General features: G+C 69.8%; 24 protein-coding genes, 1 tRNA gene and 1 pseudogene. 17 read left to right on the forward strand and 9 right to left on the reverse strand.

The annotated features are described in order from the left end of the window. The first annotated feature begins 345 nt into the window (after positions 1-345). The 4 genes from ACFWI9_RS00400 (at position 346) to ACFWI9_RS00415 (ending at position 3,907) form a co-directional block, all read left to right on the forward strand. Positions 346-1,617, forward strand: coding sequence for an MFS transporter (locus ACFWI9_RS00400; protein ID WP_387157824.1), 1,272 nt, complete (start codon positions 346-348; stop codon positions 1,615-1,617). Between the two features lie 68 nt (positions 1,618-1,685). Next, positions 1,686-2,027: an FmdB family zinc ribbon protein gene (locus ACFWI9_RS00405; RefSeq protein WP_387157825.1), complete on the forward strand. Its 342-nt coding sequence runs from the start codon at positions 1,686-1,688 to the stop codon at positions 2,025-2,027. A 144-nt stretch (positions 2,028-2,171) separates the two neighbouring features. Then, positions 2,172-3,050: an S-methyl-5'-thioadenosine phosphorylase gene (locus ACFWI9_RS00410; protein ID WP_387157827.1), complete on the forward strand. Its 879-nt coding sequence runs from the start codon at positions 2,172-2,174 to the stop codon at positions 3,048-3,050. Positions 3,051-3,415: 365 nt separating this feature from the next. Further along, the gene (locus tag ACFWI9_RS00415; RefSeq protein WP_387157829.1) at positions 3,416-3,907 is read left to right on the forward strand and encodes an RcpC/CpaB family pilus assembly protein; all 492 of its coding nucleotides are present in this window, start codon (positions 3,416-3,418) and stop codon (positions 3,905-3,907) included. A gap of 34 nt (positions 3,908-3,941) precedes the next feature. On the opposite strand, the gene ACFWI9_RS00420 is transcribed toward ACFWI9_RS00415, so the two are convergent. Continuing rightward, positions 3,942-4,154 (reverse strand): hypothetical protein, encoded by a 213-nt coding sequence (locus ACFWI9_RS00420; protein WP_387157831.1) that lies wholly within the window; start codon positions 4,152-4,154, stop codon positions 3,942-3,944. Between the two features lie 157 nt (positions 4,155-4,311). Between ACFWI9_RS00420 and ACFWI9_RS00425 the strand changes: the two genes are divergently transcribed. The 3 genes from ACFWI9_RS00425 (at position 4,312) to ACFWI9_RS00435 (ending at position 7,809) form a co-directional block, all read left to right on the forward strand. Further along, complete coding sequence (locus ACFWI9_RS00425; protein WP_387157833.1) at positions 4,312-5,538, forward strand: low temperature requirement protein A; 1,227 nt, start codon at positions 4,312-4,314, stop codon at positions 5,536-5,538. A gap of 182 nt (positions 5,539-5,720) precedes the next feature. Further along, a complete protein-coding gene (locus ACFWI9_RS00430) occupies positions 5,721-6,749 on the forward strand; it encodes a P1 family peptidase (RefSeq protein WP_387157834.1) in 1,029 nt (342 codons plus the stop codon). 166 nt (positions 6,750-6,915) lie between these two features. Continuing rightward, positions 6,916-7,809, forward strand: coding sequence for a DUF6227 family protein (locus ACFWI9_RS00435; protein ID WP_387157836.1), 894 nt, complete (start codon positions 6,916-6,918; stop codon positions 7,807-7,809). Between the two features lie 106 nt (positions 7,810-7,915). Here the strand turns inward: ACFWI9_RS00435 and ACFWI9_RS00440 are convergent, their stop codons facing one another. Next, positions 7,916-9,514 carry an MFS transporter gene (locus ACFWI9_RS00440; RefSeq protein ID WP_387157837.1) on the reverse strand — a complete coding sequence of 533 codons (1,599 nt, stop codon included), beginning with the start codon at positions 9,512-9,514 and terminating at the stop codon, positions 7,916-7,918. A gap of 63 nt (positions 9,515-9,577) precedes the next feature. Here ACFWI9_RS00440 and ACFWI9_RS00445 point away from each other — a divergent pair, with 63 nt between their 5' ends. Further along, the gene (locus ACFWI9_RS00445) at positions 9,578-10,594 is read left to right on the forward strand and encodes a helix-turn-helix transcriptional regulator (protein ID WP_387157839.1); all 1,017 of its coding nucleotides are present in this window, start codon (positions 9,578-9,580) and stop codon (positions 10,592-10,594) included. A 109-nt stretch (positions 10,595-10,703) separates the two neighbouring features. Here the strand turns inward: ACFWI9_RS00445 and ACFWI9_RS00450 are convergent, their stop codons facing one another. Then, the gene (locus ACFWI9_RS00450; protein WP_387157841.1) at positions 10,704-11,708 is read right to left on the reverse strand and encodes an RNA polymerase sigma factor RpoD/SigA; all 1,005 of its coding nucleotides are present in this window, start codon (positions 11,706-11,708) and stop codon (positions 10,704-10,706) included. Positions 11,709-11,883: 175 nt separating this feature from the next. Here ACFWI9_RS00450 and ACFWI9_RS00455 point away from each other — a divergent pair, with 175 nt between their 5' ends. After that, the gene (locus ACFWI9_RS00455; protein WP_387157843.1) at positions 11,884-12,420 is read left to right on the forward strand and encodes a GNAT family N-acetyltransferase; all 537 of its coding nucleotides are present in this window, start codon (positions 11,884-11,886) and stop codon (positions 12,418-12,420) included. Between the two features lie 153 nt (positions 12,421-12,573). Here the strand turns inward: ACFWI9_RS00455 and ACFWI9_RS00460 are convergent, their stop codons facing one another. Further along, positions 12,574-14,112: an MFS transporter gene (locus ACFWI9_RS00460; protein ID WP_387157845.1), complete on the reverse strand. Its 1,539-nt coding sequence runs from the start codon at positions 14,110-14,112 to the stop codon at positions 12,574-12,576. A 207-nt stretch (positions 14,113-14,319) separates the two neighbouring features. Continuing rightward, positions 14,320-15,006, reverse strand: a complete 687-nt coding sequence (locus ACFWI9_RS00465; RefSeq protein WP_387157847.1) for a TetR/AcrR family transcriptional regulator — start codon at positions 15,004-15,006, stop codon at positions 14,320-14,322. A gap of 308 nt (positions 15,007-15,314) precedes the next feature. Between ACFWI9_RS00465 and ACFWI9_RS00470 the strand changes: the two genes are divergently transcribed. Further along, positions 15,315-16,589, forward strand: a complete 1,275-nt coding sequence (locus ACFWI9_RS00470) for a M6 family metalloprotease domain-containing protein (RefSeq protein ID WP_387157849.1) — start codon at positions 15,315-15,317, stop codon at positions 16,587-16,589. 11 nt (positions 16,590-16,600) lie between these two features. On the opposite strand, the gene ACFWI9_RS00475 is transcribed toward ACFWI9_RS00470, so the two are convergent. Both ACFWI9_RS00475 and ACFWI9_RS00480 read right to left on the reverse strand, forming a co-directional pair. Then, positions 16,601-18,280 (reverse strand): class I adenylate-forming enzyme family protein, encoded by a 1,680-nt coding sequence (locus ACFWI9_RS00475; RefSeq protein WP_387157851.1) that lies wholly within the window; start codon positions 18,278-18,280, stop codon positions 16,601-16,603. A gap of 98 nt (positions 18,281-18,378) precedes the next feature. Continuing rightward, a complete protein-coding gene (locus ACFWI9_RS00480) occupies positions 18,379-18,801 on the reverse strand; it encodes a redoxin domain-containing protein (RefSeq protein WP_387157852.1) in 423 nt (140 codons plus the stop codon). A gap of 93 nt (positions 18,802-18,894) precedes the next feature. Between ACFWI9_RS00480 and ACFWI9_RS00485 the strand changes: the two genes are divergently transcribed. From ACFWI9_RS00485 to ACFWI9_RS00515, 7 genes are all read left to right on the forward strand, one after another. Further along, the gene (locus ACFWI9_RS00485) at positions 18,895-19,311 is read left to right on the forward strand and encodes a MazG nucleotide pyrophosphohydrolase domain-containing protein (protein WP_387157854.1); all 417 of its coding nucleotides are present in this window, start codon (positions 18,895-18,897) and stop codon (positions 19,309-19,311) included. Positions 19,312-19,618: 307 nt separating this feature from the next. After that, on the forward strand, positions 19,619-19,756 hold the full coding sequence (locus ACFWI9_RS00490) for a hypothetical protein (protein ID WP_387157855.1): 138 nt from the start codon (positions 19,619-19,621) through the stop codon (positions 19,754-19,756). 17 nt (positions 19,757-19,773) lie between these two features. Then, positions 19,774-21,393, forward strand: coding sequence for a type I restriction-modification system subunit M (locus tag ACFWI9_RS00495; RefSeq protein WP_387157857.1), 1,620 nt, complete (start codon positions 19,774-19,776; stop codon positions 21,391-21,393). After that, positions 21,386-22,522 carry a restriction endonuclease subunit S gene (locus ACFWI9_RS00500; protein ID WP_387157858.1) on the forward strand — a complete coding sequence of 379 codons (1,137 nt, stop codon included), beginning with the start codon at positions 21,386-21,388 and terminating at the stop codon, positions 22,520-22,522. The genes ACFWI9_RS00495 and ACFWI9_RS00500 overlap by 8 nt, the downstream gene beginning before the upstream one ends. After that, on the forward strand, positions 22,519-22,725 hold the full coding sequence (locus ACFWI9_RS00505; RefSeq protein WP_387157860.1) for a hypothetical protein: 207 nt from the start codon (positions 22,519-22,521) through the stop codon (positions 22,723-22,725). Before ACFWI9_RS00500 ends, ACFWI9_RS00505 begins: the two co-directional genes overlap by 4 nt. 67 nt (positions 22,726-22,792) lie before the next feature. Next, positions 22,793-23,089, forward strand: coding sequence for a hypothetical protein (locus tag ACFWI9_RS00510; RefSeq protein WP_387157862.1), 297 nt, complete (start codon positions 22,793-22,795; stop codon positions 23,087-23,089). A 325-nt stretch (positions 23,090-23,414) separates the two neighbouring features. Then, positions 23,415-23,487: transfer RNA gene (locus ACFWI9_RS00515), tRNA-Arg, on the forward strand. Here the strand turns inward: ACFWI9_RS00515 and ACFWI9_RS00520 are convergent. Both ACFWI9_RS00520 and ACFWI9_RS00525 read right to left on the reverse strand, forming a co-directional pair. Further along, complete coding sequence (locus ACFWI9_RS00520) at positions 23,449-24,120, reverse strand: tyrosine-type recombinase/integrase (protein ID WP_387157995.1); 672 nt, start codon at positions 24,118-24,120, stop codon at positions 23,449-23,451. The genes ACFWI9_RS00515 and ACFWI9_RS00520 overlap by 39 nt on opposite strands. Positions 24,121-24,322: 202 nt before the next feature. After that, a pseudogene (locus tag ACFWI9_RS00525) lies at positions 24,323-24,463 on the reverse strand (excisionase family DNA-binding protein); the annotation flags it as partial. Positions 24,464-24,510: the final 47 nt, after the last annotated feature.

Consider the following 24,510-nt stretch of genomic DNA (forward strand, 5'->3'; position numbering starts at 1 on the left):
GCGTCTGGCCGGCTCAGGGGCGGTCGGCCCCGTCCGGGTCGCCCAGCCCCAGGGTCGGCTCAGGGGCGGTGGGCCCATTCCGGCTCGCCCAGCCGAAGCCCTGAATCCGTAGGAATCCTCGCGATACCCCGAACATTTCGGAGGAGGATCGCTCTCCCCACCCCTGTATCATGAGGGCACACAGTACGACCAACTCTGCCTGACGCAGAGCTGGCGCGACCGTATGGCGACCGAGTCTCCCTTGCAGCGGGCACCGGTATCTACCGCAGTTACGCGCAAGAGGACAGCTCTCGGCGGCTCCCGGCACCCCGGGCAGCGCTACCAGGCGGCAGAAAGGCAAGGACCGTGGTGTCCACGGTCGCCCCCGACGAGCGCCCGGGCTACGGGCAACTGCTCCGCACCCCCGGAGCTTGGACATTCCTGCTTCCCGGTTTCGCGGCCCGGCAGCCCTTCGCGATGCTCACGATCAGCATCGTGCTGCTGGTCCAGCACACCACCGGTTCATACGGCAGCGCCGGAGCCGTGGCCGCGGTCACCGGTGTCTCCATGGCGCTGTTCGCACCGCAGAGCGGCAAGCTCGCCGACCGTCTCGGCCAGCGCGCCGTGCTCCTGCCCGGAGTGATCGTGCACGCCGTGTCAGGCGCCACGCTGACCGCACTGGCGCTGGCGAACGCGCCGCTGTGGGCCCTGTTCGCGGCGGCCGTACCGATGGGCGCGTCGGTGCCCCAGGTCAGCCCCATGGTGCGGGCTCGCTGGGCGGCGAAGCTCGGCGGCTCACGCCTGATGCCGACGGCGGCGGCGTTCGAGTCCGTCACGGACGAGTTCACGTTCGTGGTCGGACCGGTGCTGGCCACGGCGCTGTGCACCGGTGTCCACCCGGCAGCCGGCCTGATCACCGAGGCCGCCCTCACGCTGATCGGCGGAGTGCTGTTCGCGGCCCAGCGCCGCACCCAGCCGCCGTTCGGCCGACCGGACGCCGACGAGCAGGTGCGCCATGCCTCCGCACTGTCCGTGCCGGGCGTTCGGGTGCTGGCCGTGACGTTCCTCGGCATCGGCTCAGTCTTCGGCGGGATGCAGGTTTCGCTCGCCTCGTTCACAGAAGAGATCGGCCAGCCGGGCATCAACGGCCTGCTGTACGGGATGTTCGCGGCCGGAAACATGCTGGCCGGTATCGCCGTGGGCGCCATCGCCTGGAAGTCCGGCCCGCGTCGCCGGCTGGTGATCGGGTACCTGGGTCTGACGGCCGCGGCGTCCTTGCTGTGGACGGCTGACTCGATCGTCGTCCTCGGCGTGCTCGGCCTGGTCGTCGGCCTGTGCATCGCACCCGCGCTGATCGCCGGCTTCACGCTGGTCGAGCCGCTGGTACCGGCCTCCGCCCGCACCGAGGCCTTCACCTGGCTGACCGGAGCTGTGGCCCTCGGCCAGGCGGCGGCGGTGACGGTCGCGGGACAGCTGGCGGACGCGTACGGTTCGGGCACCTCGTTCCTGGTGCCGCTGGTGGGTACGGCACTCGCGCTGGCCACCTTGGTGGCGCTGCGCTCGCGGCTGGTTCCGCAGGCGCCCAGCCGGACCGTCGCACGTGGTGTCGGTCACCGAGTGCCCGTGACAGTGGACTGATCCGGCGGAATACGTCACTATGGACCGTCGTTAGCACTCATCGAGTGAGAGTGCCAGGAGGAAGACAAGTGCCGACCTACCAGTACCAGTGCACCGAGTGCGGCGAGGGCCTCGAGGCGGTGCAGAAGTTCACCGACGACGCACTGACTGAGTGCCCGAACTGCAAGGGCCGCCTCAAGAAGGTGTTCTCGGCGGTCGGCATCGTCTTCAAGGGTTCCGGCTTCTACCGCAACGACAGCCGCGGCTCGTCGTCGAGCAGCTCGCCGGCGTCGTCCGCGAAGTCGTCGTCCACGGACTCGAAGTCGGGCTCGTCCGGCGACTCCGGTTCCTCTGGTCCCTCTTCTGGTTCCTCAGGTTCGGCGGGCAGCTCCAGCAGCGCACCCGCTTCCAGCGGTTCGTCCGCCGCGTAGGTACGGCGCTGCGGCGCCGAGCCGCACCCGCGTCGGCGGGTACACAGGCCGCCCACGGTCCTTCCGAGGCCCCATCCGTTGTCGAACGTTCGTTTGCAACGGGTGGGGCCTTCGGCTTGGGGCGGCACGGCTACTGTGATCGCCATGGCCAACGCAGATGACGCACAGCGAGAGACCGCCCGTGAGGCATCCCCTCATGCCGAAATCGGTGTGATCGGCGGGTCGGGTTTCTACTCGTTCCTGGAGAACGTGACCGAGGTGGCGGTACCGACCCCCTACGGCAGCCCGAGTGACTCGCTGTTCTTCGGCGAGATCGCGGGACGGCGCGTCGCCTTCCTACCCCGGCACGGGCGCGGCCACCATCTGCCGCCCCACCGCATCAACTACCGGGCCAACCTGTGGGCGCTGCGCTCGGTCGGGGTGCGTCAGGTGCTGGCGCCCTGCGCGGTGGGCGGTCTGCGGCCGGAGTACGGGCCGGGCACGCTACTCGTCCCGGACCAGCTCGTGGACCGGACCAAGTCGCGTAACGACACCTTCTACGACGGCGAGCCGCTCGCGGAGGGCACAGCGCCCAACGTGGTCCATGTGTCGCTGGCAGACCCGTACTGTCCTGTCGGGCGGCGGGGCGCACTGGCTGCGGCCCGGGGGCGCGACTGGGAGCCGGTCGACGGCGGCACGCTGGTGGTGGTGGACGGCCCGCGCTTCGGTACCCGCGCCGAGTCGCGCTGGCACGCGGCCATGGGCTGGTCCGTGGTCGGCATGACCGGGCACCCGGAAGCGGCGCTCGCCCGTGAGCTGGAGCTCTGCTACACGTCGATGGCCCTGGTGACGGACCTCGATGCCGGGGCCGAGGCGGGCGACGGCGTATCGCACGGGGAAGTGATGGAAGTCTTCGCCGCGAACGTGGATCGGCTCCGAGGGGTTGTCTTCGACGCGGTGGCCGCGCTTCAGGCGACCGGTGAACGCGCCTGCCTGTGCTCGAAGGCGCTGGGTGGACTGGATACCGGCATCGAACTGCCCTGACGGTCTTCTGCTCACCCCGCGTTCACTCGCCGGGGTGAGCACGTTATCCACAACCGTCGACTGATCCACAGGCCGAAGCGGAACGGCGGTGGAACGTGGATCGTGAGGGCGTGCGGAACGGCTCCGCAGGCACCCTCACGAAAGGCGGTCCGACGATGTCGCTGCACTCCCACCAGGAGCACGAGGCCTCTCGGGCGCGGGATTCCTTGTATGGCCAGGGCACGCGCCAGAACGGGCACGGGGACCGGCACGGACCCGGGCACGGGCCTCGGCACCGGTCAGGAGCAGGAACAGGAGCAGGAAGTCTCCCTCTGCCCCCGCCCTCACCGGCGCCCGAGCCGCTGGGTATGCCGCCATTCCCGCCGTTGTCGGTACGGTCCGGTTGGCAGAGGCCACGGCTGCGGCGTGCGCTGCGCCGACGGCGGCGTGCACTGGCCGCCGGGCTCGCGGTGACCGCGGCGGCCCTCGCGGCATGGGGTCCCGAGGTGGTCGGCGCCAGCGTCGGGCCGGCGCCGTACGCGGGCGCGGCCATGAGGAAACCGGCGCACCGGCCGCCTCCGGTGGAGCTCGTCTCCGCTCCTGTGCGGATCGCGGACGCGGAAGCCGTGCGACTGCTGCGGCCCGGCGACCGCGTCGACGTGATCGCCGCCGCCGAGTCCAACGGCTTCACAGCGGGAAATTCGCCCGGCGCCCGTGCTCATACCGTCGCGACCGGCGCAAGAGTGCTGCGGGTTCCGCAACCTGAGGCGGCTGTCCCGGACGGTGGCGCGCTGGTGGTGCTGTCGGTCTCGCGCCCCGTTGCCTCGGCGCTGGCCGGCGCGGGTGCGACATCCCGTCTGGCGGTGGTGCTGTGCTGAGGGCTCGGCAAGCGAAGGCCCGGAGGCTGAAGACTCAGAGGTGGTGCGGAGGCTTCTCGTCGAGGAAACGCGCGAGATCCGCGGCGCCGGCGGCGCCTGGCGCGGAAGGCCGCTCGCCCCATCCGCGGTCCGTGTCGTCGGAGGACTGCTGGTCCAGCGGATCATCGAAGATCAGCGCCGCTGCGGGACGAGGCTGCTGCTCCGGCGTGTCCGCATCGCGCGGTCCGGGGGTGGGGGCGGTGCTCATACGCCCAGAATATGCCGGGCGCGGACCTGAGCGTCGTCATGGCCATGATGAGCACGCTGCAGGGGAGGCCGCAACGGGACGGAGTGAGGAGAGCGGGCAACCCGAGGAGAGCAGCTCGCAAGGGTGCGAACTCAGCCCTTTCTGCTGTGCTGGACATATGACGTCCACGCCCGCCTCGACCGAAGACGACCGGTTCAAGCCCGTGCGCCGTATGCGCGCGCGCCGCCGGGACGAAGCGCATCGCGCAGCCACCCCCCTGGAGCTGTTCTTCGACCTCTGCTTCGTCGTGGCCGTCGGACAGGCCGGGATCCAGCTGGTGCACGCGCTGGCCGAGGGCCATGTCAGCGACGGCGTCGTCGGCTATCTGTTCGTCTTCTTCGGCGTGTGGTGGGCCTGGATGAACTTCACCTGGTTCGCGTCCGCCTATGACTGCGACGACGTGCCCTACCGGATCGCCACGCTGGTGCAGATCTGCGGGGTGCTTGTCTACGCGGCCGGTGTGCCCAGGGCGTTCACCGAGAACGACTGGACCATCGCCGTCGTCGGCTATGTGGTGATGCGGATCGCGCTGACCGCGCAGTGGCTGCGGGCCGCCGCGTCCGAGCGCCCGGGGCCTGCTCGACGCACCGCTCTCATATACGCCACCGGCGTGGTCGTCTGCCAAGCCGCCTGGATCGCTCTGCTGACCGCACCGGAGGATGCCAAGCGCTGGTTGTTCGTGCTCGTCGCCGCAGCCGAACTACTCGTGCCGGTGATCGCCGAGCGCGGCCATCAGACACCCTGGCATCCACACCACATCGCGGAGCGCTACGGACTGTTCACCATCATCGTGCTGGGCGAGACGATGTTCGCGGCCACGATCGGAGTGCAGTCCGTACTGGGCGAGGTCGAGGAGTTCGGCGAGCTGGTGCCCATCGCGGCAGGCGGCATCCTCATCATCTTCGCGGCCTGGTGGATCTACTTCTCGGTCCCCGTGCACGAACGGCTCAGGGGCAACCGCGAATCCATACCGTGGGGCTACGGGCATTTCCTGATCTTCGCTTCCGCAGCCGCGATAGGGGCGGGTCTTGAGGTGGCCGTGGAGCAGTCCGTGGGCAAGGCCCCTATCCCCGTTCTCGGTGCCGCGGCGGCGGTGACGGTACCCACGGCGCTCTACTTGCTCACCGTCTGGTACCTGCACGCCCGGCACTTCAAACGGACCACCGCACAGCAACTGCTGCTCCCGGTGTCGGTGCCGCTCGTACTCGCCTGCACCTTCGCCGGTCACTGGGCCGTGCTCGCCACCGGGCTGGTGGTGGCAGCGGTGGTGGCGGTCGGGGTGACCCTGGCGAGCGGACAGCCGGAGACAGCGAGGTCTCCGGGACTACCTGATCTGGAGGTGTGAGACCTGTCCCACCGTGATCCTGCGACGGGCGGTGGCGCCGCCGCCCTGTTCCGTGCTCGCCCCGCTCCAGGCCCGCCGTGTTCCGTCCCCGTCTGGTTCCACGCAGGCCCTGGGTGACCGAATTCCGGCAAGGCGGGCACACGGCAGGGCAGTTGTGTCGAGTGGCGTGATACGCAGAAGCCATGGCATTCAACGACGCACTGACCGATGTGCACGGCTTGCGGGTCGGACATGCCGGCCACCCCGGCCCCGGCGCGCTCAGCGGCACCACGGTCGTCCTGGCTCCGGAAGGCGGGGCGGTCGCCGCCATCGATGTACGCGGCGGCGGACCGGGCACACGGGAGACCGACGCACTCGACCCGCGCAATCTCGTACAGCGCGTCGACGCGATCGTGCTGACCGGCGGCAGCGCATACGGGCTGGACTCCGCGTCCGGTGTCATGGCGTGGCTTGAGGAACGGGGTCGTGGCGTCCAGACCGGGCGGGAGCCGGGACAGGTCGTCCCGGTGGTGCCCGCCGCCTGTGTCTACGACCTGGGGAGAGGAGGTGACTGGCGAGCCAGGCCCGGTGCGGAGACCGGGCGGGCCGCGGTGGAGGCGGCGGCCGCCACTGAGCCGCGTGCCCCCGTGGCGGAGGGCTGTGTCGGTGCCGGGACCGGCGCGGTGGTGGGACGGGTCAAGGGCGGGGTCGGCACGGCGAGCACACGGCTGCCGGATGGCACGGTGGTGGCCGCGCTCGTGGTCGCCAATGCCGCGGGCTCCGCCATCGATCCGGACACGGGGGTGCTCTACGGCGGGTATTTCACGGGGCGACGGCCCGAGTTCCCCTCCGCGGAGGCGCATGCGGCGGCTCTGCACCGTCTCGCCGAGGCGGCGGACGCGACGGGGGCGCCTCCGCTGAACACCACCCTGGCCGTCGTCGCCACCGACGCCGAACTGACGCGCGCCCAGGCGCAGAAGCTCGCGGGGACGGCTCACGACGGAATCGCGCGCGCCGTGCGTCCGGTTCATCTGCTCAACGACGGGGACACCGTGTTCGCCCTCGCAACCGGCGAGCGCCCGTTGGGCACCGCCCCGTTGGCGCTCAACCCCGTGCTCGCGGCGGGTGCGGACGTCGTGACGCGGGCGATCGTGTGCGCCATGCTGGCGGCACGGACGACGACCGGTCCGGGGGGTGACTTCCCCTCGTACCGGGAGCTGTACGCGTGTTGAGCAGAGTCAGATGAGCAAACAAGAAGGAGCAAACAACGACACGCGGAAACTTTGGGCCATGCCCCGTTCGTTTTCCCGAACCCGGGACGCGATGTCCGGCCCAGGGACTACGTTAAGCAGTCATCAAGTGACGTGTGGCAACGGCCTGGAGATCCGGAGAACCACCTTGAACGATCCGTACGAGACAACCGAGACGCAGCTCGAGCGGCTCCTGGGTCGGGCACTCAACTCCTTCGACCTTCCCGACACCATGGTCGATCGGCTCGAATCCGCGCTGGCGCACGCCAGTTCGCTGCATTCCTCGCTCCACAGCGCGGGGCTGCACCGGTCGACCTACCGACATACGTATCTGCTGGCCGACGGTTCGTCCGTCACCCTCTGGGAGCTCGTGCACAACAACGGGCGGGACGGCGTCGAGCAGCACGAGGTGTACGCGGAGGAGACGGAGGCACGAGTCGCCGCGTCCCGGCTCAAGGCCATGCGTCCGGGCAGGTCGGAGAGTGTGAGCGACACAGGAGACTCGGCAGCCGGCCCGGATGGCCCGGAGCATCCCCGGGGCGGCACCGGCGGCATAGCGGGGCCGGGTTCCAGGGACGACGCCGACGGCGATGGCGGCCCCTCGCACAGCCCCGACTCCGCGGACGGGGCGGTGGACGACCTGGACGCCGACCTGGAGCTGCTCGGCAAGCTGCTGGCCGGGCCGGGAGCCGCGCCCCCGCGCACCTACGAGCCGGACAACTCCCCCGACCACGCACGCCGGTTACTGCGCCGGGCCGAGAACCGCGACCGGCCGGGCGAGGACACGGCGCGGCTGCTGCGGTCCGCCTTCGCGCACCACATCAGTCAGGCGTTCGGCCGCCAGTGCTTCATAGGCGGCCGGGGCTCGGGCTTCACGCTCTACGAGCACGCGTTTCTGCTGCTCGACGGGACCGAGCTGAGTCTGTGGGAAGTGGAGCACACAGCGACCCCGGATGGCCGCCATATGTGCGAGGTCTACGTCGACGAGCGCACGGCACGCGGCGCGATCGAGCTCCGTGCCGCCCGCGCCCGCGTGCGCTGACCCGGGCAAGGCTCTGCCGTTGCGTTCGCCCGCACCGCGGCAGCGCCTGGCGCCGGAAGGACCACTCCTCCCGGCGCCAGGCTCCGCACCTGGTCTCCCTCGGCGATCAGCCGGTCTTGGCCGGTGACTCCTGCTTCCGCCGCTGCTCCGGAAGTCCGGTGTCGGCCACCGCCACCTCGGCCGTGTCCTCAAGCGCCCCGGCTTCCAGGTGCTGCTTCGGCCGCGCCGGCAGAGCGAACATCACCATGAAGATCACACCGAGGACCCCGGCCACCCACCACAGCGACTGCTGGAAGGCGTCGGAGAACGCCGTCCCCACCGCGAGCGGCGTCGTCGGCCGCGCGTCGTCGATCGGACCGAAGAAGACCACCGCGACCAGTCCGAGGCCCAGCGCGTTGCCTGTCTGCATGGTGGTGTTGATCAGCCCGGACGCAGAGCCGGCGTGCTCACGCGGCACATCGGACAGCACCGCGTCGGTCAGCGGCGCCACGATGAGCCCCATACCGAGACCCATGACCACCAGCGGGGCGGCCATCTGCCAGGAGCTGATACCCATGCCGTACCGGTCGGCCTCCCAGATGTAGAGCAGCAGCCCGGCCATCATGGTCAGCGCGCCCGCCTGGAGCACCTTGCGTCCGAACCGCGGCACCAGTTGCTGCACCGACAAGCCGGCCGCCAGGGACACGGCGATGGAGAACGGCACCCCGGTCAGTCCGGACCGCAGGGGGCTCCAGCCCAGACCGATCTGCATGTACAGCGTCCAGACCAGGAAGAAGATGCCCATGACCACGCCGAAGGTCAGCTGCACCGCGATTCCCGCCGCGAAGCTCTTCACCCGGAACAGCGACAGCTCGACCAGCGGCGAACCGTCCTTGCGCGTCTTGTAGCGCTCGTAGGCCACGAACACGGCGAACATGAACGGGCTCGCCGCTATGCTGAGGTGCCCCCACAGCGGCCAGTCCAGCTCACGGCCCCGCGTCAGCGGGTAGATCAGCATCAGCAGCGACACCGTGGCGAGGACGACACCGACCAGGTCAAGCCGAAGGGCCTTCTCAGCGCGAGACTCGGTGATGAACTTCCGGCCCAGGATGATGCCCGCGATACCGACCGGCAGGTTGATCAGGAAGATCGGCCGCCACTCGAGGCCGAAGAGGTTCCACTGGGTCAGCAGTGCGCCGAGCAGCGGCCCGGACACCGCGCCGAGCCCGACAACCGCACCGAACATCCCGAAGACCTTGCCGCGTTCGTGCGGCGGGAAGGTCACATGGATGATCGCGAGCACCTGCGGCACCATCATCGCGGCCATCGCGCCCTGGAGCAGCCGTGCCCCGACCAGCATCTCCGTCCCCACCGCGAATCCGCAGAGCGCGGAGGCAAGTGTGAAACCCGAGATGCCTATCAGGAAGAGCCGCCTCCGGCCGAAGATGTCGCCGAGCCGACCGCCCGTGATCAGACCCGCGGCGAACGCCAGCGCATAGCCGGCGGTGATCCACTGGATCGCCCCGAACGAGGCATCAAGGCTGCGCTCGATGCTGGGGATCGCGATATTGACGATGGTGACGTCGACCAGGTCCATGAAGGCCGCGGTCATCACGATGGCCAGGGCGACCCAGCGGCGCCGGTCAGCCGCTTGGTCTGATTGGGGTTGAGGATCGGGCGCGGAGTGGGACGTGGCCGTAGCGCGCACGGCGGCTTGGGAGCTCATGCGAGGAAACCTATGCCCGATATAGGTCAGGGGATGTCCTAGAAGGCTGGCAGTGTGGCGCATATGACAGACACCCCGGCACGACTGCTGAATCTGTTGTCCCTTCTCCAGACCCCGCGCGAATGGCCGGGCAGTGAGCTCGCCGAGCGCCTCGACGTCAGCCCGCGCACCATCCGCCGGGATATCGACCGGCTTCGCGACCTCGGCTATCCGGTCGAGTCCACGAAGGGGGCCGCCGGCGGTTATCGGCTGGTCGCTGGTGCGGCCATGCCTCCGCTGCTGCTGGACGACGAGGAGGCGGTCGCCATCGCGGTGGGGCTGCGCGCCGGGGCCGGTCATGCCATCGAGGGCGTTGACGAAGCATCCGTACGCGCCCTGGCGAAGCTGGAGCAGGTGCTCCCGTCGCGGCTGCGCCACCGGGTCTCGACCCTCCAAAGCGCGATGATCCCGCTCACCCGGGGCGACGGCGCCACCGTCGACCCGAATACGCTCACCGCCATCGCCTCGACGGTCACCGGCCGCGAGCGGCTGCGCTTTGGCTACCGCTCCGGGGACGGCGCGGAGACGAAACGGCTGGTGGAGCCGTATCGGCTGGTGTCCACGGGGCGGCGCTGGTATCTGGTCGCGTACGACACAGCACGCGAGGACTGGCGTACGTTCCGGGTCGACCGGGTCATCGAGCCCTTCGCCACGGGCGCCCGCTTCACCCCGCGCACGCTGCCGGCGGACGGGGACGCCCAGACGTTCCTGGCTCATTCCATGTTCCGCAACCAGCCCGAGCACGCGCTCGACGTGAGCTTCGACGCCTCTGCGGAGCACGTCGCCGGCCGGCTCCCGGGCTATCTCGGCACGCCCGTGGCGACGGGCCCGGACAGCTGCCGCCTCCGCGCCCGCGCCCAGGACTCGCTGGAGTGGCTGGCGCTTCGACTGGCCTTGCTGAACTGCGAGTTCACCGTGCACGGCCCCCCGGAGCTGTCCGGCCACCTCACCAGGCTCGGCGCGCGGCTGACCCGGGCCGCGGAGCGCGACTCACAAGCCCCCCACACGGCCCGTACGGGGTCCCATACGGGCAGGGCCTGAGCAGCCCCCTGGGCAAAGGAGAAGGACCCCGGCACCGGGGGGAGGGTGCCGGGGTCCGGTCATGTGTGGTGCGCGCCGCCGCCTTGCCCGCGGCCCGACACCAACGCCGTTACGCCGCCGCGTCGAACCCGGTGTCCCGGGCCATCCGCTTCAGCTCCAGCAGCGCGTGCTTCTCGATCTGGCGTATGCGCTCACGCGTCAGACCGTGCTCCTTCCCGACCTCGGTGAGCGTGCGCTCGCGGCCGTCCTCGATGCCGTAGCGCATCCTGATGATCGAGGCCGTGCGGTGGTCGAGCCGGTCTATCAGGTCGTCGAGCTCCTCGCTGCGCAGCAGCGTCAGCACGGACTGCTCCGGTGAGACGGCCGACGTGTCCTCAAGCAGATCCCCGAACTGGGTCTCGCCCTCGTCGTCCACCGACATGTTCAGCGAGACCGGATCACGCGCCCAGTCGAGCACGTCCGTGACCCGCTCCGGCGTCGAGCCGAGCTCCTGCGCCACCTCGGCGGGCTCCGGTTCCCGCCCGTGCTCGCGGTTGAACTCGCGCTGCACACGGCGAATCCGACCCAGCTCCTCCACCAGGTGGACGGGCAGCCGGATCGTGCGGGACTGGTCGGCTATGGAGCGGGTGATGGCCTGGCGGATCCACCATGTGGCATACGTCGAGAACTTGAAGCCCTTGGTGTAGTCGAACTTCTCGACCGCGCGCACCAGACCCGCGTTGCCCTCCTGGATCAGGTCCAGCAGCGGCAGCCCACTGCGCGGATAGCGCCGCGCCACGGCCACCACCAGGCGCAGATTCGACTTGATGAAGACATCCTTGGCGCGCTCCCCCTCGGCGACAAGCACCTCGAGCTCCTCGCGCGTGGCACCGGCCCCCTTGCTCTCGGCCTCACCGTCGAGGATCTGCCTGGCGTACACGCCCGCCTCTATCGTCTGGGAAAGCTCGACCTCCCTAGCGGCGTCGAGCAGGGGCGTGCGCGCGATCTCGTCGAGATACATGCCGACCAGGTCGCGGTCGGCGATCTCCCCGCCCACGACGCGAACGCTGTTTGCCCCACCAGCCCCGGCCCCACTGGTGGCGGACTGACGACGGGCGACGGCACGGGTTGCCATGCGTGCTCCCTTACTGAGTAGGTACTGAGTAGGTCGCGGCACCGTTCAGAGCTCTAGAGCTTTCCGGGTGCCCTGCATCCGAGGGAGACAACGACTGGAAACCGGACAGAATTCCCACGCGCCTCAGGGATTTTTGTGATCTTGCAGTATCCTGCGCCTCGCAAGAGGGGGACGGATGCTGCAACAACACACGGATGTGCAGGTCAGAGCGGGTTCGGAGGCCGATCTCCCGGCCCTCACCGAGCTTTACAACCACTACGTGCGCGAGACGGCCATCACCTTCGACACCACCGTGTTCACACCCGAGCAGCGCCGCCCGTGGCTGCACTCCCACCCTGAAGACGGCCCCCACCGCCTTCTGGTTGCCTGGGACACCCACCTCGACCGCCCGCTCGGATACGCGTCCAGCAGCGCGTTCCGGCCGAAGCCCGCCTATGCCACCTCCGTGGAGGTCAGCGTCTACCTGGCCCCCGAGGCCACCGGGCGGGGCATCGGCACACTCCTCTACGAGGCACTCTTCGACGCCCTCACCGACGAGGACCTGCATCGCGCCTACGCGGCCATCGCCCTGCCGAACGAGCCGTCGATCAGGCTCCACAAGCGCTTCGGCTTCCGCCACGCCGGTACGTTCGGGCAGGTCGGCCGGAAGTTCGACAGGTACTGGGACGTGGCCTGGTACGAGAAGGAGCTGCGCCACTCGGGGCAGGCCTGACAGCGCGGCTCGGAGGCAGGCTTAACAGCGCGGCGCGCCGCCCACACGTCAGGCCCACTGACCCGGCGGGCTCAGCCCCCGCCGGGTCAGTGCGCGCACCGTACGGCTCACCACACACCTACCGCCCACCACGCGCCCAGAGCGCGCCTCGCATCAGTGGGCGACGACCGGGATCCTCACCTCGTCATCGACGCCGTCCGCGCCGTCACCGGACGCGGCGCCCGTCTGCGCCGCTCCATCCGGGCGCCCGGCGTTGATCAGCACGAGGGCGATGACCGCCGCTCCGCCCAGGATGCCGACGGCCCACCAGATGGCACTGGAGTAGCCGTGCACCATGCCCTGGAGCTGGAGCAGCTTCTGCGCCCCGGGGGTCGTCGCAGCCGCCGCGTGCGAGGTGATGTACGAGGTGGTCGCGGACGCGGCGATGGTGTTCAGCAGCGCCGTTCCGATCGCGCCGCCCACCTGCTGCGAGGTGTTCACCATCGCGGAGGCGACACCCGAGTCACGCGCCTCGACACCGATCGTCGACAGCGACATGGCGGGCATGAACGCCGTACCCATACCGAGTCCGAGCAGCAGCTGCGCGGGCAGGATCAGCGTGCTGTACGAGGAGTCGATCTCCAGTTGCGTCAGCAGCAGCATGCCCGTCGCCGCGAGCAGGAAGCCCGGTCCCATGAGGAATCGCGCCGGTACCCGGGTCATCAGCCGGGCGCCGATCTGCGTGGAGCCCGTGATCATGCCCGCGATCATCGGCAGGAAGGCGAAGCCCGTCTTGACCGGGGAGTACCCCTTCACTACCTGGAGGTAGTACGTGAGGAACAGGAACAGGCCGAACATCGCGATGACCGCGAGGCCCAGCGACAGGTAGACACCGCCGCGGTTGCGGTCGGTCAGCACGCGCATCGGAAGCAGCGGCGACCGGACCACGTACTCGGTGGCCACGAACGCCGCGAGCAGCACGACGGAGGCGACGAATAGCCAGATCGTCGTCTGGTGCGTCCAACCAGCCGACTCGGCGCGGGTGAAGGCGTAGACGAGCGTCACCAGGCCGAGGGTCGACAGGACCACACCGGGGATGTCGAGCGAGGAGCGGTTGCGGCCACCGGCCGGTTCGCGGATCACGAAGTACGCGCCCGCGGCGGCGACGATGGCGAAGGGAATGTTGACGTAGAAGGTCCAGCGCCAGTCGAGGTACTCGGTGAGGAAGCCGCCGAGGATCAGACCGACCGCGCCACCACCGCCGGCGATCGCACCGTAGATGCCGAAGGCCTTGGCGCGCTCCTTGGCGTCGGTGAACATCACCGCGAGCAGTGAGAGCGCGGCCGGCGCCAGCAGTGCGCCGAACACCCCCTGGAGAGCGCGAGAACCGAGCAGCATGGCCTGGCCGGTGGCGGCGCCGCCGAGGGCGGACGCGGCGGCGAAGCCGAGCAGGCCGACGACGAAGGTGCGCTTACGGCCCCAGAGGTCGGCGATGCGTCCGCCGAACAGCAGGAGCCCACCGAAGGCGAGGGCGTAGGCCGTGATGACCCACTGCCGGTTGCCGTCCGAGATCCCGAGGGCGCGCTGGGCGGAGGGCAGGGCGATGTTCACGATGGTCGCGTCGAGCACGACCATCAGCTGGGCGAGGGCTATGAAGACCAGCGCTTTCCAGCGGCTGGGGTCGGGAAGCGGGGTTTGGGTCGTTTTTGACATGCGTGAAGCCACCTATGGGTGCATGAGTCGACTGGAGTAGGCCGGGACGGAGGCAGAAGGAGAAGACGGACGGACGAAAGGAAGGGACAGGAGAGGGCGGGAAGGAGAGGAGGAGGAAAGGACCGAGAGGGGGACGGCAAGGGAGTGCGAGCGGCGAGACCGGACGTCAGCCGCCCGGGCCGCCGAGGGGCAGGTCAGACGCCACCCTCACGACACCGTCCGCAGGTCCTCCAATGTCGCCGGTGAGCCCGGCAGTCCGGAGCGGGCGGGCGCCGCGAACCCGTCCATCAGCAACTGGAGATGGCGGTGCACGAAGCGGTCGAAGTCCGGACACCCCGTTCCGGGCAGCGGCCGGGTGAGCTGGGAGAGCACCACCAGGAGGTCCCCGACCCCGACATCCGCCCGCAGCCCGCCCGCAGCCTGGGCCCGCTCGAAGAGCCCTTGCACGGACGTTTCGAGCCGGTGGCCCTCGGCGATCAGATCAGGGTGGTCCTTCTCGACCGCACCCGAGAGGATCGGGCACAGCGCGCCGATCCGTTCGTCGGCCGCCGCGTGCGCGAAGCGCACCAGCGCGGCGAAGGGGTCCGCCTCGGCGGCGCTCGCCTCCTCCACGCGTGCGGTGATACGCCGCATGACACTGAGCACGACCTCGTGGACGAGGGCGGGCCGGTCGGGGAAGTTCCGGTAGAGGGTGGCGTTGCCGACGCCGGCGCGCCGGGCGACCTCGTCGAGAGGCACGTCGGGCCCGAACTCCACGAACATCTCGCGGGCGGCCGTCACGATCCGCTCCCGGTTGCGCAGGGCGTCAGCCCTGGGCCGGGTGGCGCGGCGCTCCGGCGCAGCCGTGGCCGCATCCGAAGCCGTAGCCGTAGCCGTGACGCTGCTGCTGATCACCGCTCCCCTCCCTCTCCCACTACGAACTTCCCGGACGTCACCACAACCGGGGACTGTCTCCCCGTTTCAGGGGAACACCGATGCAAACGGGGAGACAGTCCCCGGATATTTCAGTCCGGCGCGGAATTCCCATGTGATTCAGATCACGTGTTCGATGGCCACCCGCGCCCTCCCCCTCCTCGGGCCGTCCCCGGGCGTGTCCCACGATCGGCTCACCCGGCGCGCGCCCGCCCCGCCCCCGACCCACGCTGATCGCACGGAGCGCAGTCGAGGACCGGCCGGCTGCCGCGTACCCGGAAGGCGATCGCATGCTGCAGCCCCGCCGCCGGATACGCAGGCCCAGCACCCTCGGCGCCCTCGCGGCACTGACCCTCGGGGCCCTGGCGACGGCGAGCTCGCACCTACCCGGCTCTCACCGCACATCGGCCGGCAGCCCGGTGGCAACAGCCGAGGAAGCCGCACTGGGCCCCTGCCGCATCACCGCCGCCATGGGTGTGCAGATGTCGGAGGGGATGCCGACGCCCACGGGGTACGTCCGCTCGACGGGCGAGGTCCGGGCACTCAACATCATGATCGACTTCCCGGACGCTGAGGGTCAGGGCACGGCGCTGGAACGCTTCGGGGAGTTCTTCCCCGCGACCCAGAAGTGGTTCGCGACCAGCTCGTACGGCCGGCTCAGCTACCGCGCGGAGGCCCCGGTGGCGACCTGGCTGCGGATGCCGATGCCGTTCGCCGCGTACGGAATCGACCGCGGTTCACCGTACGAGCCGGGATACCGGCAGCTCGTGCAGGACATCATCACCACGGCCGACCCACACGTGGACTTCAGCGCGTACGACCTGGTCAACGTACTGGTCACGCCGAACGCCGGGCCGTCCGCGCTGGACACGGTGCTGTCCGTGACCTTCTCCGGGAACCATGACGCGCCCTACGCGGACGGGGTCCCGCTGGCGAACACCTCGTTCGTCTACAGCCGCCAGGACGACGGCTCCGGGTCGTTCGACGAGAACGGCTTCCGGGTGCTCCCCCACGAGAACGGGCACGTCTTCGGCCTGCCCGACCTCTACACCGCGGAGGGCGGCGGCGCGGTCGGCCACTGGGACATCATGTCCGAGGACTGGGGCGCCAACAACGATCTGCTCGGCTGGCACAAGTGGAAGCTGGGCTGGCTGGACAACGAACAGGTGAGCTGCGCGGCCGCGAGCGGGACCAAGGAATACGCGCTCACCCCGCTCGCCACCACCGGTGGCCGCAAACTGGTCTTCGTACCGCTCGGAACCGAATCCGGATACGCCGTCGAGGTCCGCACCAGGGAGGGCAACGACGAGGCGGTCTGTGAGCCCGGCGTCCTGATCTACCGCGTCGAGTCGGACGTGGACACCGGGCAGGGACCGGTGCAGGTCGCCGACAGCGACGAGGACAGCGGGGGCTGCACCAGGCGCCCCAACGTGCACGCGGAGCTGTCGGACGCGCCGTACCGCCCGGGCGAGTCGTTCGAGGACGACCACAACGGCATCCGCATCACGGTCCTGTCGGAGAACGGCAGGAAGGGCACCTACCGGGTGCGGGTCTCACGCACCTGAGCCGGGCGGCCTCACGCACCTGAACCGGGCGGCATTCCGGCCCGCAGCTCCCGCTTGAGGATCTTGCCGGTGGCATTGCGGGGCAGCGGTTCATCCCGCAGCACCACATGCACCGGGACCTTGAACGCGGCCAGGGACGCGCCGACGTGTGCGCGCAGCTCCTCGGGCGCCGGGGTGGCCCCGTCCCGTGGCACCACCACCGCCGCGACCTCCTCGCCGAGTACGGGGTGCGGTACCCCGAGCACGGCCACGTCGGCGACATCCGGGTGATCGTGCAGTACGGCCTCGACCTCGACGCAGTACACGTTCTCGCCACCCCGGATGATCATGTCCTTGATACGGTCCACGATCGAGATCAGCCCACCGTCCCTGACCGTCGCAAGATCACCCGTCCGGAACCAGCCGTCCTCGGTGAACGCGGCGGCCGTCGCTTCCTGGTCCCGCCAGTAACCGCGCACCAGGGACTGCCCGCGCAGCCACAGCTCGCCGACCTCGCCCTCCGGCAGCGCCTGCCCGTCCGGCCCGGCGACCCGCGCCTCCGTGGCGGGCGTCGCCCGCCCCACGCTTCCGGGGTGCTCGCGGTACTGGGCGCCGAAGTTCGCCGTCACCCCACCGCAGGTCTCCGTCAGGCCGTAACCGTTACGCGGCTCGACCCCCGGCCCGTAGCGGGCCATGAGCCGGGCGACGATGTCGGGCGGAGCGGCGGCGCCGCCCGTGTTCAGGTGCGTGAGGCTGTCCAGCGCCGCGCCCCGCCGCTCGGCGGCGTCGAGCAGTTGGAGGGCGGTCGTGGGCACACCCGAGTAGTGGGTGACGCGGTGCCGCTCGATCAGGGCCAGCGCCTGGTCCGCGTCCCACTTCCGCATGAGCACGGCCGTCCCGCCCACGGACATCAGCGCGAACAGGGTGGTGAAGGCCGCCGCGTGGAAGAACGGAAAGGTCATCAGGTTCACCGGCGTGGGCCCCTGCCCGGGGATCATGCCCTTGGCCAGCGCGGACACGGCGGCGGTGTAGCGCGGGTTCATCACCGCCCCGGCCTGCGCGAGCTGGGTGGCGACGGCCCCCTTGGGGCGGCCCGTGGTGCCGGATGTGTAGCTGATCGTGGCGTCGTCCTCGGGCCGTATCTCGACGGCCGGGGGCGCGGGCGTCTCGGCGGGGTCGGGCACGGGCAGGTCCTCGTACCGCTCGACGCCCTCCCAGAGGTCCCCTACGGGTCCCTCATGGTGGAACACGAGGACCCTCGCCCTGCCCCGGGCCCATTTCTCGACCCGCGGCAGCCGCTCACCGTCGACAAGCAGCACCGCGGGGGTGCAGTCACCGAGGGCGTACGTGAACTCGTCCTCGGTCCACCAGGCGTTGAGCGGCACCGTCACCAGTCCGGCGAGCTGCGTCGCCCAGAAGGCGATCTGCCACTCGGGGTGGTTGCGCATCGCGACCACGGCCCGGTCGCCCGGTCGAAGTCCGTATGCGTCGACGAGGCGGTTGGCCAGCGCGGAGGCAGCGGCGAAGAACTCCCCGTACGTATACGTCCCGGACTCCGCGACCAGGAACGGGCGCTCGCCGAACGCCCAGGTGGTCTCCACGAATTCGCGCAGAGTACGCGGCCCCGACGCGTAGACGCCGTCCACTACGGCGAAGGGCGCACCGGGCGCGGTGAGGAAACCGAAGTCAGGACCGGTACCGGAGTCCGCCACGCCCGCCCCCTCAGTCGTGCCGTCCAAGCGCTCGCTCGGCTCGGCGCTCGACCCTAGGCGCCGCTCAGCCGCCCGGTCAAGAACCATGCACTACCCACCTATCCGGCGCGCTGTCCAGCGTCCACGAGCTCGCTCAGCCGCTCCAGAACGAGCGCCGCGTGCCGCTCAGGCTCCGGGACCGGATGCACCAGGGCCCGAACCCGCCCCTCTCGGTCCAGTACGACCCCGGCCCGCGCGAACAGCCGCCGCACCACGGGCACACCCATCGTCCGCCCGAGCTCCAGATCCTCGTCACCCACCAGCGGGTAGCCGAGCTTCCTGGCCGCGGCGAACTCCGCCAGATACCCGGGCGCGTGCGCACTGACACCGAGCACCTTGGCCCCAGCGCCGGCGAAGGCGGCGGCCTCGTCCCGTACGGAACACAGCCCCGTCGTGCAGCCCGCGAGCTCCGGCAGCACCTCCCCGATACCCGGTTCGGTGATGAAGAACAGCACTGTCCACGCGTGCTCGGCCGAGGGCACGGGTACAGGCCCGTCAGTGGTTTCGACAACGGTCCGCCGCACAAGTCCCCCTATATCCGTGACCCCCCTCCGGCGGAGGCTAGCATCGGCCGGATGCGCCCCTCCGTCCAAGATCTTGTACGAGACTTCCACCGCGCCTTCGACCTCGGCATCGCTCCCGCGCCGGCCACTCCCGCACCCCGACTATCCCTCCATCGCCAGGACCTGATGGCGGAGGAGGTCGCCGAACTCGCCGAGGCGTCCGCGACCGGCGACCTGGCCCACATCGCCCAGGAGCTCGCCGACGTCGTCTACATCGCGTACGGCACGGCCCTGGTCCATGGGATCGACCTCGACGCCGTCCTCGCGGAGGTCCACCGCGCGAACATGTCCAAACTCGGCCCGAACGGCCACCCGGAACGCCGCGCCGACGGCAAGATCCTCAAGGGCCCTTCGTACCAGGCCCCCGACATCGCCGCCGTGCTCCACCGCCAGGGCTGGTCCCCCGGGGCCGGTACGGCGGCGGAATGACGCGGTCGGCTCAGCTCGGGCACCACGGAGGCGTACGCCCGTCGAGAGTGAGCGGCACGTCGGTGGCGCTCGACCCGGCGGTTGCGTTCCAGGTCGCGGCGGATCGTGCCCGGCCTGCCCGCCCGCCCGCAGGCTGCGCGTCCATCCCGACGCCGACCCCCCCCGGTACTGCCCAGGGTCCTGACGGACCTCCTCCGGGCCACCGCCTCCGAGCACGGCCGCACCAGCGGCGGCGTATGGGCCTAGCGTGGGATCGAGGACCTGAGGTCCCGACCTCGGGAGCGAGGAGGCCGAGCGGTAAGAGGCCGTGCTCGCCGAGATCGAGCGCCGGGCGGAGCTGCTGCGGCAACGGTCCGAGGCCCTCGACGACCTGGCCCGCATCACCGCCACCGGCATGACCGACGGCACCCTGACGATCCAGCACCTCCCAGACCCGGTCAGCTGAAGGAGACGACACACTCCATGCCCCCGCGCAAGAAGCCCGCCGAAAAGGAGGAGCTGTTCAGCGCCTCCACCCCCAAGGAGATCCAGGCGATCCTGTGGAAGGCGGCCGACAAGCTGCGCGGCTCCATGGACGCCGCCCAGTACAAGGAGTTCATCCTCGGCCTGATCTTCCTGAAGTACGTCTCCGACGCCTTCGAGGAGCGCCGTAACGAGCTGGCCAAGGAGCTTGCCGAGGACGGCATCTCCGAGGACCGGATCGGTGACTTCCTGGAGGACCGCGACGAGTACACCGGAGCCCACGTGTTCTGGGTCCCGGAGACCGCCCGCTGGTCCTGGATCGCGGCCAACGCCAAGAGCCAGGGCGTCGGCGAGCTACTCGACGGGGCGATGGACGCGGTCATGCGGGAGAACGCCGCGCTGACCGGTGTCCTTCCGAAGATCTTCAACCGTGACAACGTCGACCAGAAGCGCCTGGCCGAACTCGTCGGCCTCATCAGCGACGCGCGCTTCGGCGGCGCCGAGAACAAGCCGGCCCAGGACGTTCTAGGCGAGGTGTACGAGTACTTCCTCGGCAACTTCGCCCGTGCGGAGGGCAAGCGGGGCGGCGAGTTCTACACCCCGCAGTCGGTGGTCCGGCTGATCGTGGAGATCCTGGAGCCGTACAACGGCCGGGTGTACGACCCTGCGTGCGGCTCCGGCGGCATGTTCGTCCAGGCCGGCAAATTCATCCAGGCGCACCGGGGCCGTGGCCACAAGGCCGACATCGCGGTCTACGGCCAGGAGCTCAACGGGCGCACCTGGCGCCTGGCCAAGATGAACCTCGCCATCCACGGCATCGACGGCAACCTGGCGGCGCGCTGGGGCGACACCTTCGCCGACGACAGACATCCGGACCTCAAGGCCGACTTCGTGATGGCCAATCCGCCGTTCAACATCAAGGACTGGGCACGGGACGAGGGGGACGCCCGCTGGAAGTACGGCGTCCCGCCGAGGAACAACGCCAATTACGCGTGGCTCCAGCACATGGTCTCCAAGCTGGGCGAACGCGGCGCGGCCGGCATCGTCCTGGCCAATGGCTCGATGAGCTCCCAGTCGAGCGGCGAGGGCGAGATCCGTCAGTCCATGGTGGAGGCGGACCTGGTGTCCTGCATGGTGGCCCTGCCGTCCCAGCTCTTCCGTACGACGCAGATCCCGGCATGCCTGTGGTTCCTGGCCAAGGACAAGTCCCCGCAGGGCCCGAAGGGGCTGGCCGATCGGCGCGGGGAGATCCTCTTCGTCGACGCTCGCGAAATGGGCGAGATGGTCGACCGCACGGAACGCGTACTCACGGAGACGGACCTCGCGAAGATCGCGGGCGTCTACCACGCGTGGCGCGGCACGGAGTCGGCGAAGGCCGAGGGGCTGGCGTACGAGGACGTACCGGGCTTCTGCTACTCGGCGGACCTGGAGACGGTGCGCGAGCACGGGTACATGCTGACTCCAGGGCGCTATGTGGGGGCGGCCGAAGCGGAGCGAGAAGACGCGGAAGCGCTGTCGGCACGGATCGCCTCGCTGGCGGACGAACTGCTCGGGCTGTTCGAGCGGTCAGCGGAACTCGAGAAGACGGTCCGGGTGCAGTTGGGGAGGGTCGATGTCTGAATGGTTCCGTATGACTCTGGGGGACTTCGTAGACCTCCAAAGGGGCCATGACCTTCCGTCCGGTCGGCGCGTTCCCGGCACAGTGCCCGTCGTGGGCAGCGGTGGCATCACCGGGTGGCACAACGAGGCGAAGGTCTCCGGGCCGGGCGTCACCCTCGGCAGAGCGGCCAATCTCGGTGTGCCCACACTGGTGCAGGGGGACTTCTGGCCCCTGAACACGACGCTCTACGTGACGAACTTCCGGGGAAACAGCGTTCGGTTCGTCTACCACCTGTTCCAGGTTCTGGATCTCGGCGGATTCAATTCGGGAAGCGTTCAGCCCATGCTGAACAGGAATTACATCAAGTCCTTCCCGATCAGGGTTCCCGGCCGTGCGGAGCAGGCCGCGATCGCCGAGGTGCTCCGGTCCCTGGACGAGAAGATCGCTGTCAACGAGCGCATCGCGAGCACGGCCGACGCCCTGGCCCGGACCCATTACGAGAGGGAGCGCTGCGGTCTCGTCGGGCAGACCGAGCGCCTCGACCGGCTGGCCCGTGTGGTGGTCGGCGGCACGCCGAGCCGCGCCAATCCGGATTTCTGGAACCAGGGAACGGTGAACTGGATCAACTCGGGGAAGGCCAACGAGTTCCGTGTCACCGAACCGAGCGAACTGATCACAGAGGCGGGCCTGGCCGGGAGCTCCGTCAAGATGATGCCGCCCGGAGCCACACTGATCGGCATCACCGGCGCCACGATGGGGCAGACCTCCCGTCTGGAAATCACGGCAGGAGGAAGTCAGAACGTCGCGGGGGTCTGGTCCGAGGACCCCGCCCTCAACGACTGGCTCTTCTACGACATCCAGGCACGTGTCGCCGACCTGACGAAACACGCTTCGGGTGGAGCCCAGCAGCACATCAACAAGAAGATCATCACGGACCTCGACTGCGTTGTGCCCGACGCCCCGAAGCTCGACGAGTGGCACAGGACAACGGCTCCGCTGCTGGCGCGTGTCGCCCATGCCCTGGTGGAGAACCGCACCCTCGCCACCCTCCGCAACGCCCTCCTCCCCCAGCTCATGTCCGGCCGCCTCCGCGTCAAGGACGCCGACACCGCAGAGAACGCCGAGGGCACTGTCGAGGAGCACGTGTGACCGATACCCCCGACGACCGGCGGAACCACCGCCGCCACGAGGCCGACTGGGAGCTCCTCGCTCTCGAAGAACTGGCCGAGCTCGCCTGGGGGCCCGCCTCCGCCAACGAGTTCGCCCCCCGGCTCCGGGCACCGGCAGTCGTGGGACGACCTGATCCTGTACCCGGACCTCCGGGATGCGGTGAGGACACCGGTACGACGTGAGGGTGGGGCGGAGCTGCGCCGGAAGTGCGCTGCGACCGCTGCGACTTCATCATCGGTTTGGCTGTGCGTGCCCGCCCGACGGATCCGCACCAACGGCGCGCCGGCGCCCTCGCCCCGGCTGTCGTGGCAACGCTTCGCCGCGGACACGATTCTGATCTCCCCGGCGCAGTGCGCCCACCTTCTCGGAGCCTGCACCCACCTGACCGAGGCTCTGGTCACCGCGCCACGCTGGGGCTGGATCCCCTCTCCTCCGGCCGGGCTCTGGGACCGGCTGAGCAGCAGCCACCCGGCGACCGCAACAGAAGGAAACACCGCGCGACAGGCGGTACGGCGGTGCGAGGACTGCCAGGCAACGCTGGCATGACGTGAACCGCCGTGGACGCAGGGCGCGAGTGGACACTTTGAGCTTCCAGGCGGGCACTCGCAGCGACCTTCCCTCGGGGTAGGGCTCCTCCGCCTCGCCTTCGCCCCGGCACAGCAGGCGAGCCGTAGAGGAAACCTGCACCCGGCCGCTGGCCGGGCGCATGTCCTCCCGGCGCCCGGCGGGGTAACCCCCTCACCTGCACTACCTCACCCGCTACACTGACGGCGGCGCGCCAGTCCGCTGGCGCACCGCTGGATCAGTGGACCAATGTGTCCGGGATCGCGGCTTCCGCCGCAATTTCCTGCACATTTTCCTACAGATCCCCGCCTCCGTAGCTCAGGGGATAGAGCACCGCTCTCCTAAAGCGGGTGTCGCAGGTTCGAATCCTGCCGGGGGCACAGAACCAAGGGCCAGTTCAGAGGCTTGATCCTCTCGAACTGGCCCTTTCGCATGATCGCTGCCGTGCCACACACGTGCCAGATGCCCGCTACGACTCCAGCGGCCGACTTGGGAGCCTTGTCGAAGAGCTTGCCGTCCTGCATCTCTGCCTGAGCCCGCTGGACCAGGACGACGCGCCCGGTCACGTCGATGTCGCGTCGGCGCAGGGACGCCAGCTCACCGAACCGCAGGGTGGTGAAGGCCGCGAGCAGCACGAGCAGGCGGTACCGGGGGGTGATGGCTTCGGCCACGGCGAACACCTCGGCCACGGTCAGCACCGGTCGTTCGGGCACGTCGTACCGGTCAGCCCCCTTGACCCGGCAAGGGTTACGACGGATCAGTTCGTCGTCAACGGCCGTGTTCATCATGGCCCGGAGGATCTGATACGCCTTGACGGCGGTCGGCTCCCCCACGCCCGCAGCGAGCAGGTTGCCGCGCCAGGCCCGGACGCGCGATGTGGTGACATCGGAAAGAGTCTCGGTACCGAATGTCGGCTTGATGTGCAGCCGGATCACCGCCTCGTTCCGCTCCCTGCTGCGGTCGGCCAGCTTGCGGTCCCGCAACCAGGTATCCGCGTACTGAGCGAACGGCACAGCCCCCTTGTCAGGGTCGTCCCACGGGAGATGTCCGCCTCGATGTGCGTCAGCGCTACCTCAGCGTCGGTCTTCGTCGCGTAGGTCTGCTCTGCGCTGCGGAGCAGTCCCGTAGCCGGGTCGCGGTAACGTGCCTGCCATCGGCTCGACTTCAGCTGGCGCACCGCGCCGAAGCGTCGGCGGTTGCCCTTCTTGTTGGCCATCAGGCAACCCTCCGAAGGGTGGCGCGCTGGGCCATCACCGGCTCGACAGTGTGTGCCGTGACGAAGTCGGCGACGGCGCTCTCGGGGATGCGAACATGTCGGCCGACCTTCACGAAGGTGATCCGACGCTCCTCGATCAAGTGCTCGCTCCGCTCGCCGCGCGCCCGGCTTGGCGCCGGGCGACGCT

The sequence above is a fragment of the Streptomyces sp. NPDC127084 genome, from assembly GCF_042724175.1.
GTDB lineage: Bacteria > Actinomycetota > Actinomycetes > Streptomycetales > Streptomycetaceae > Streptomyces.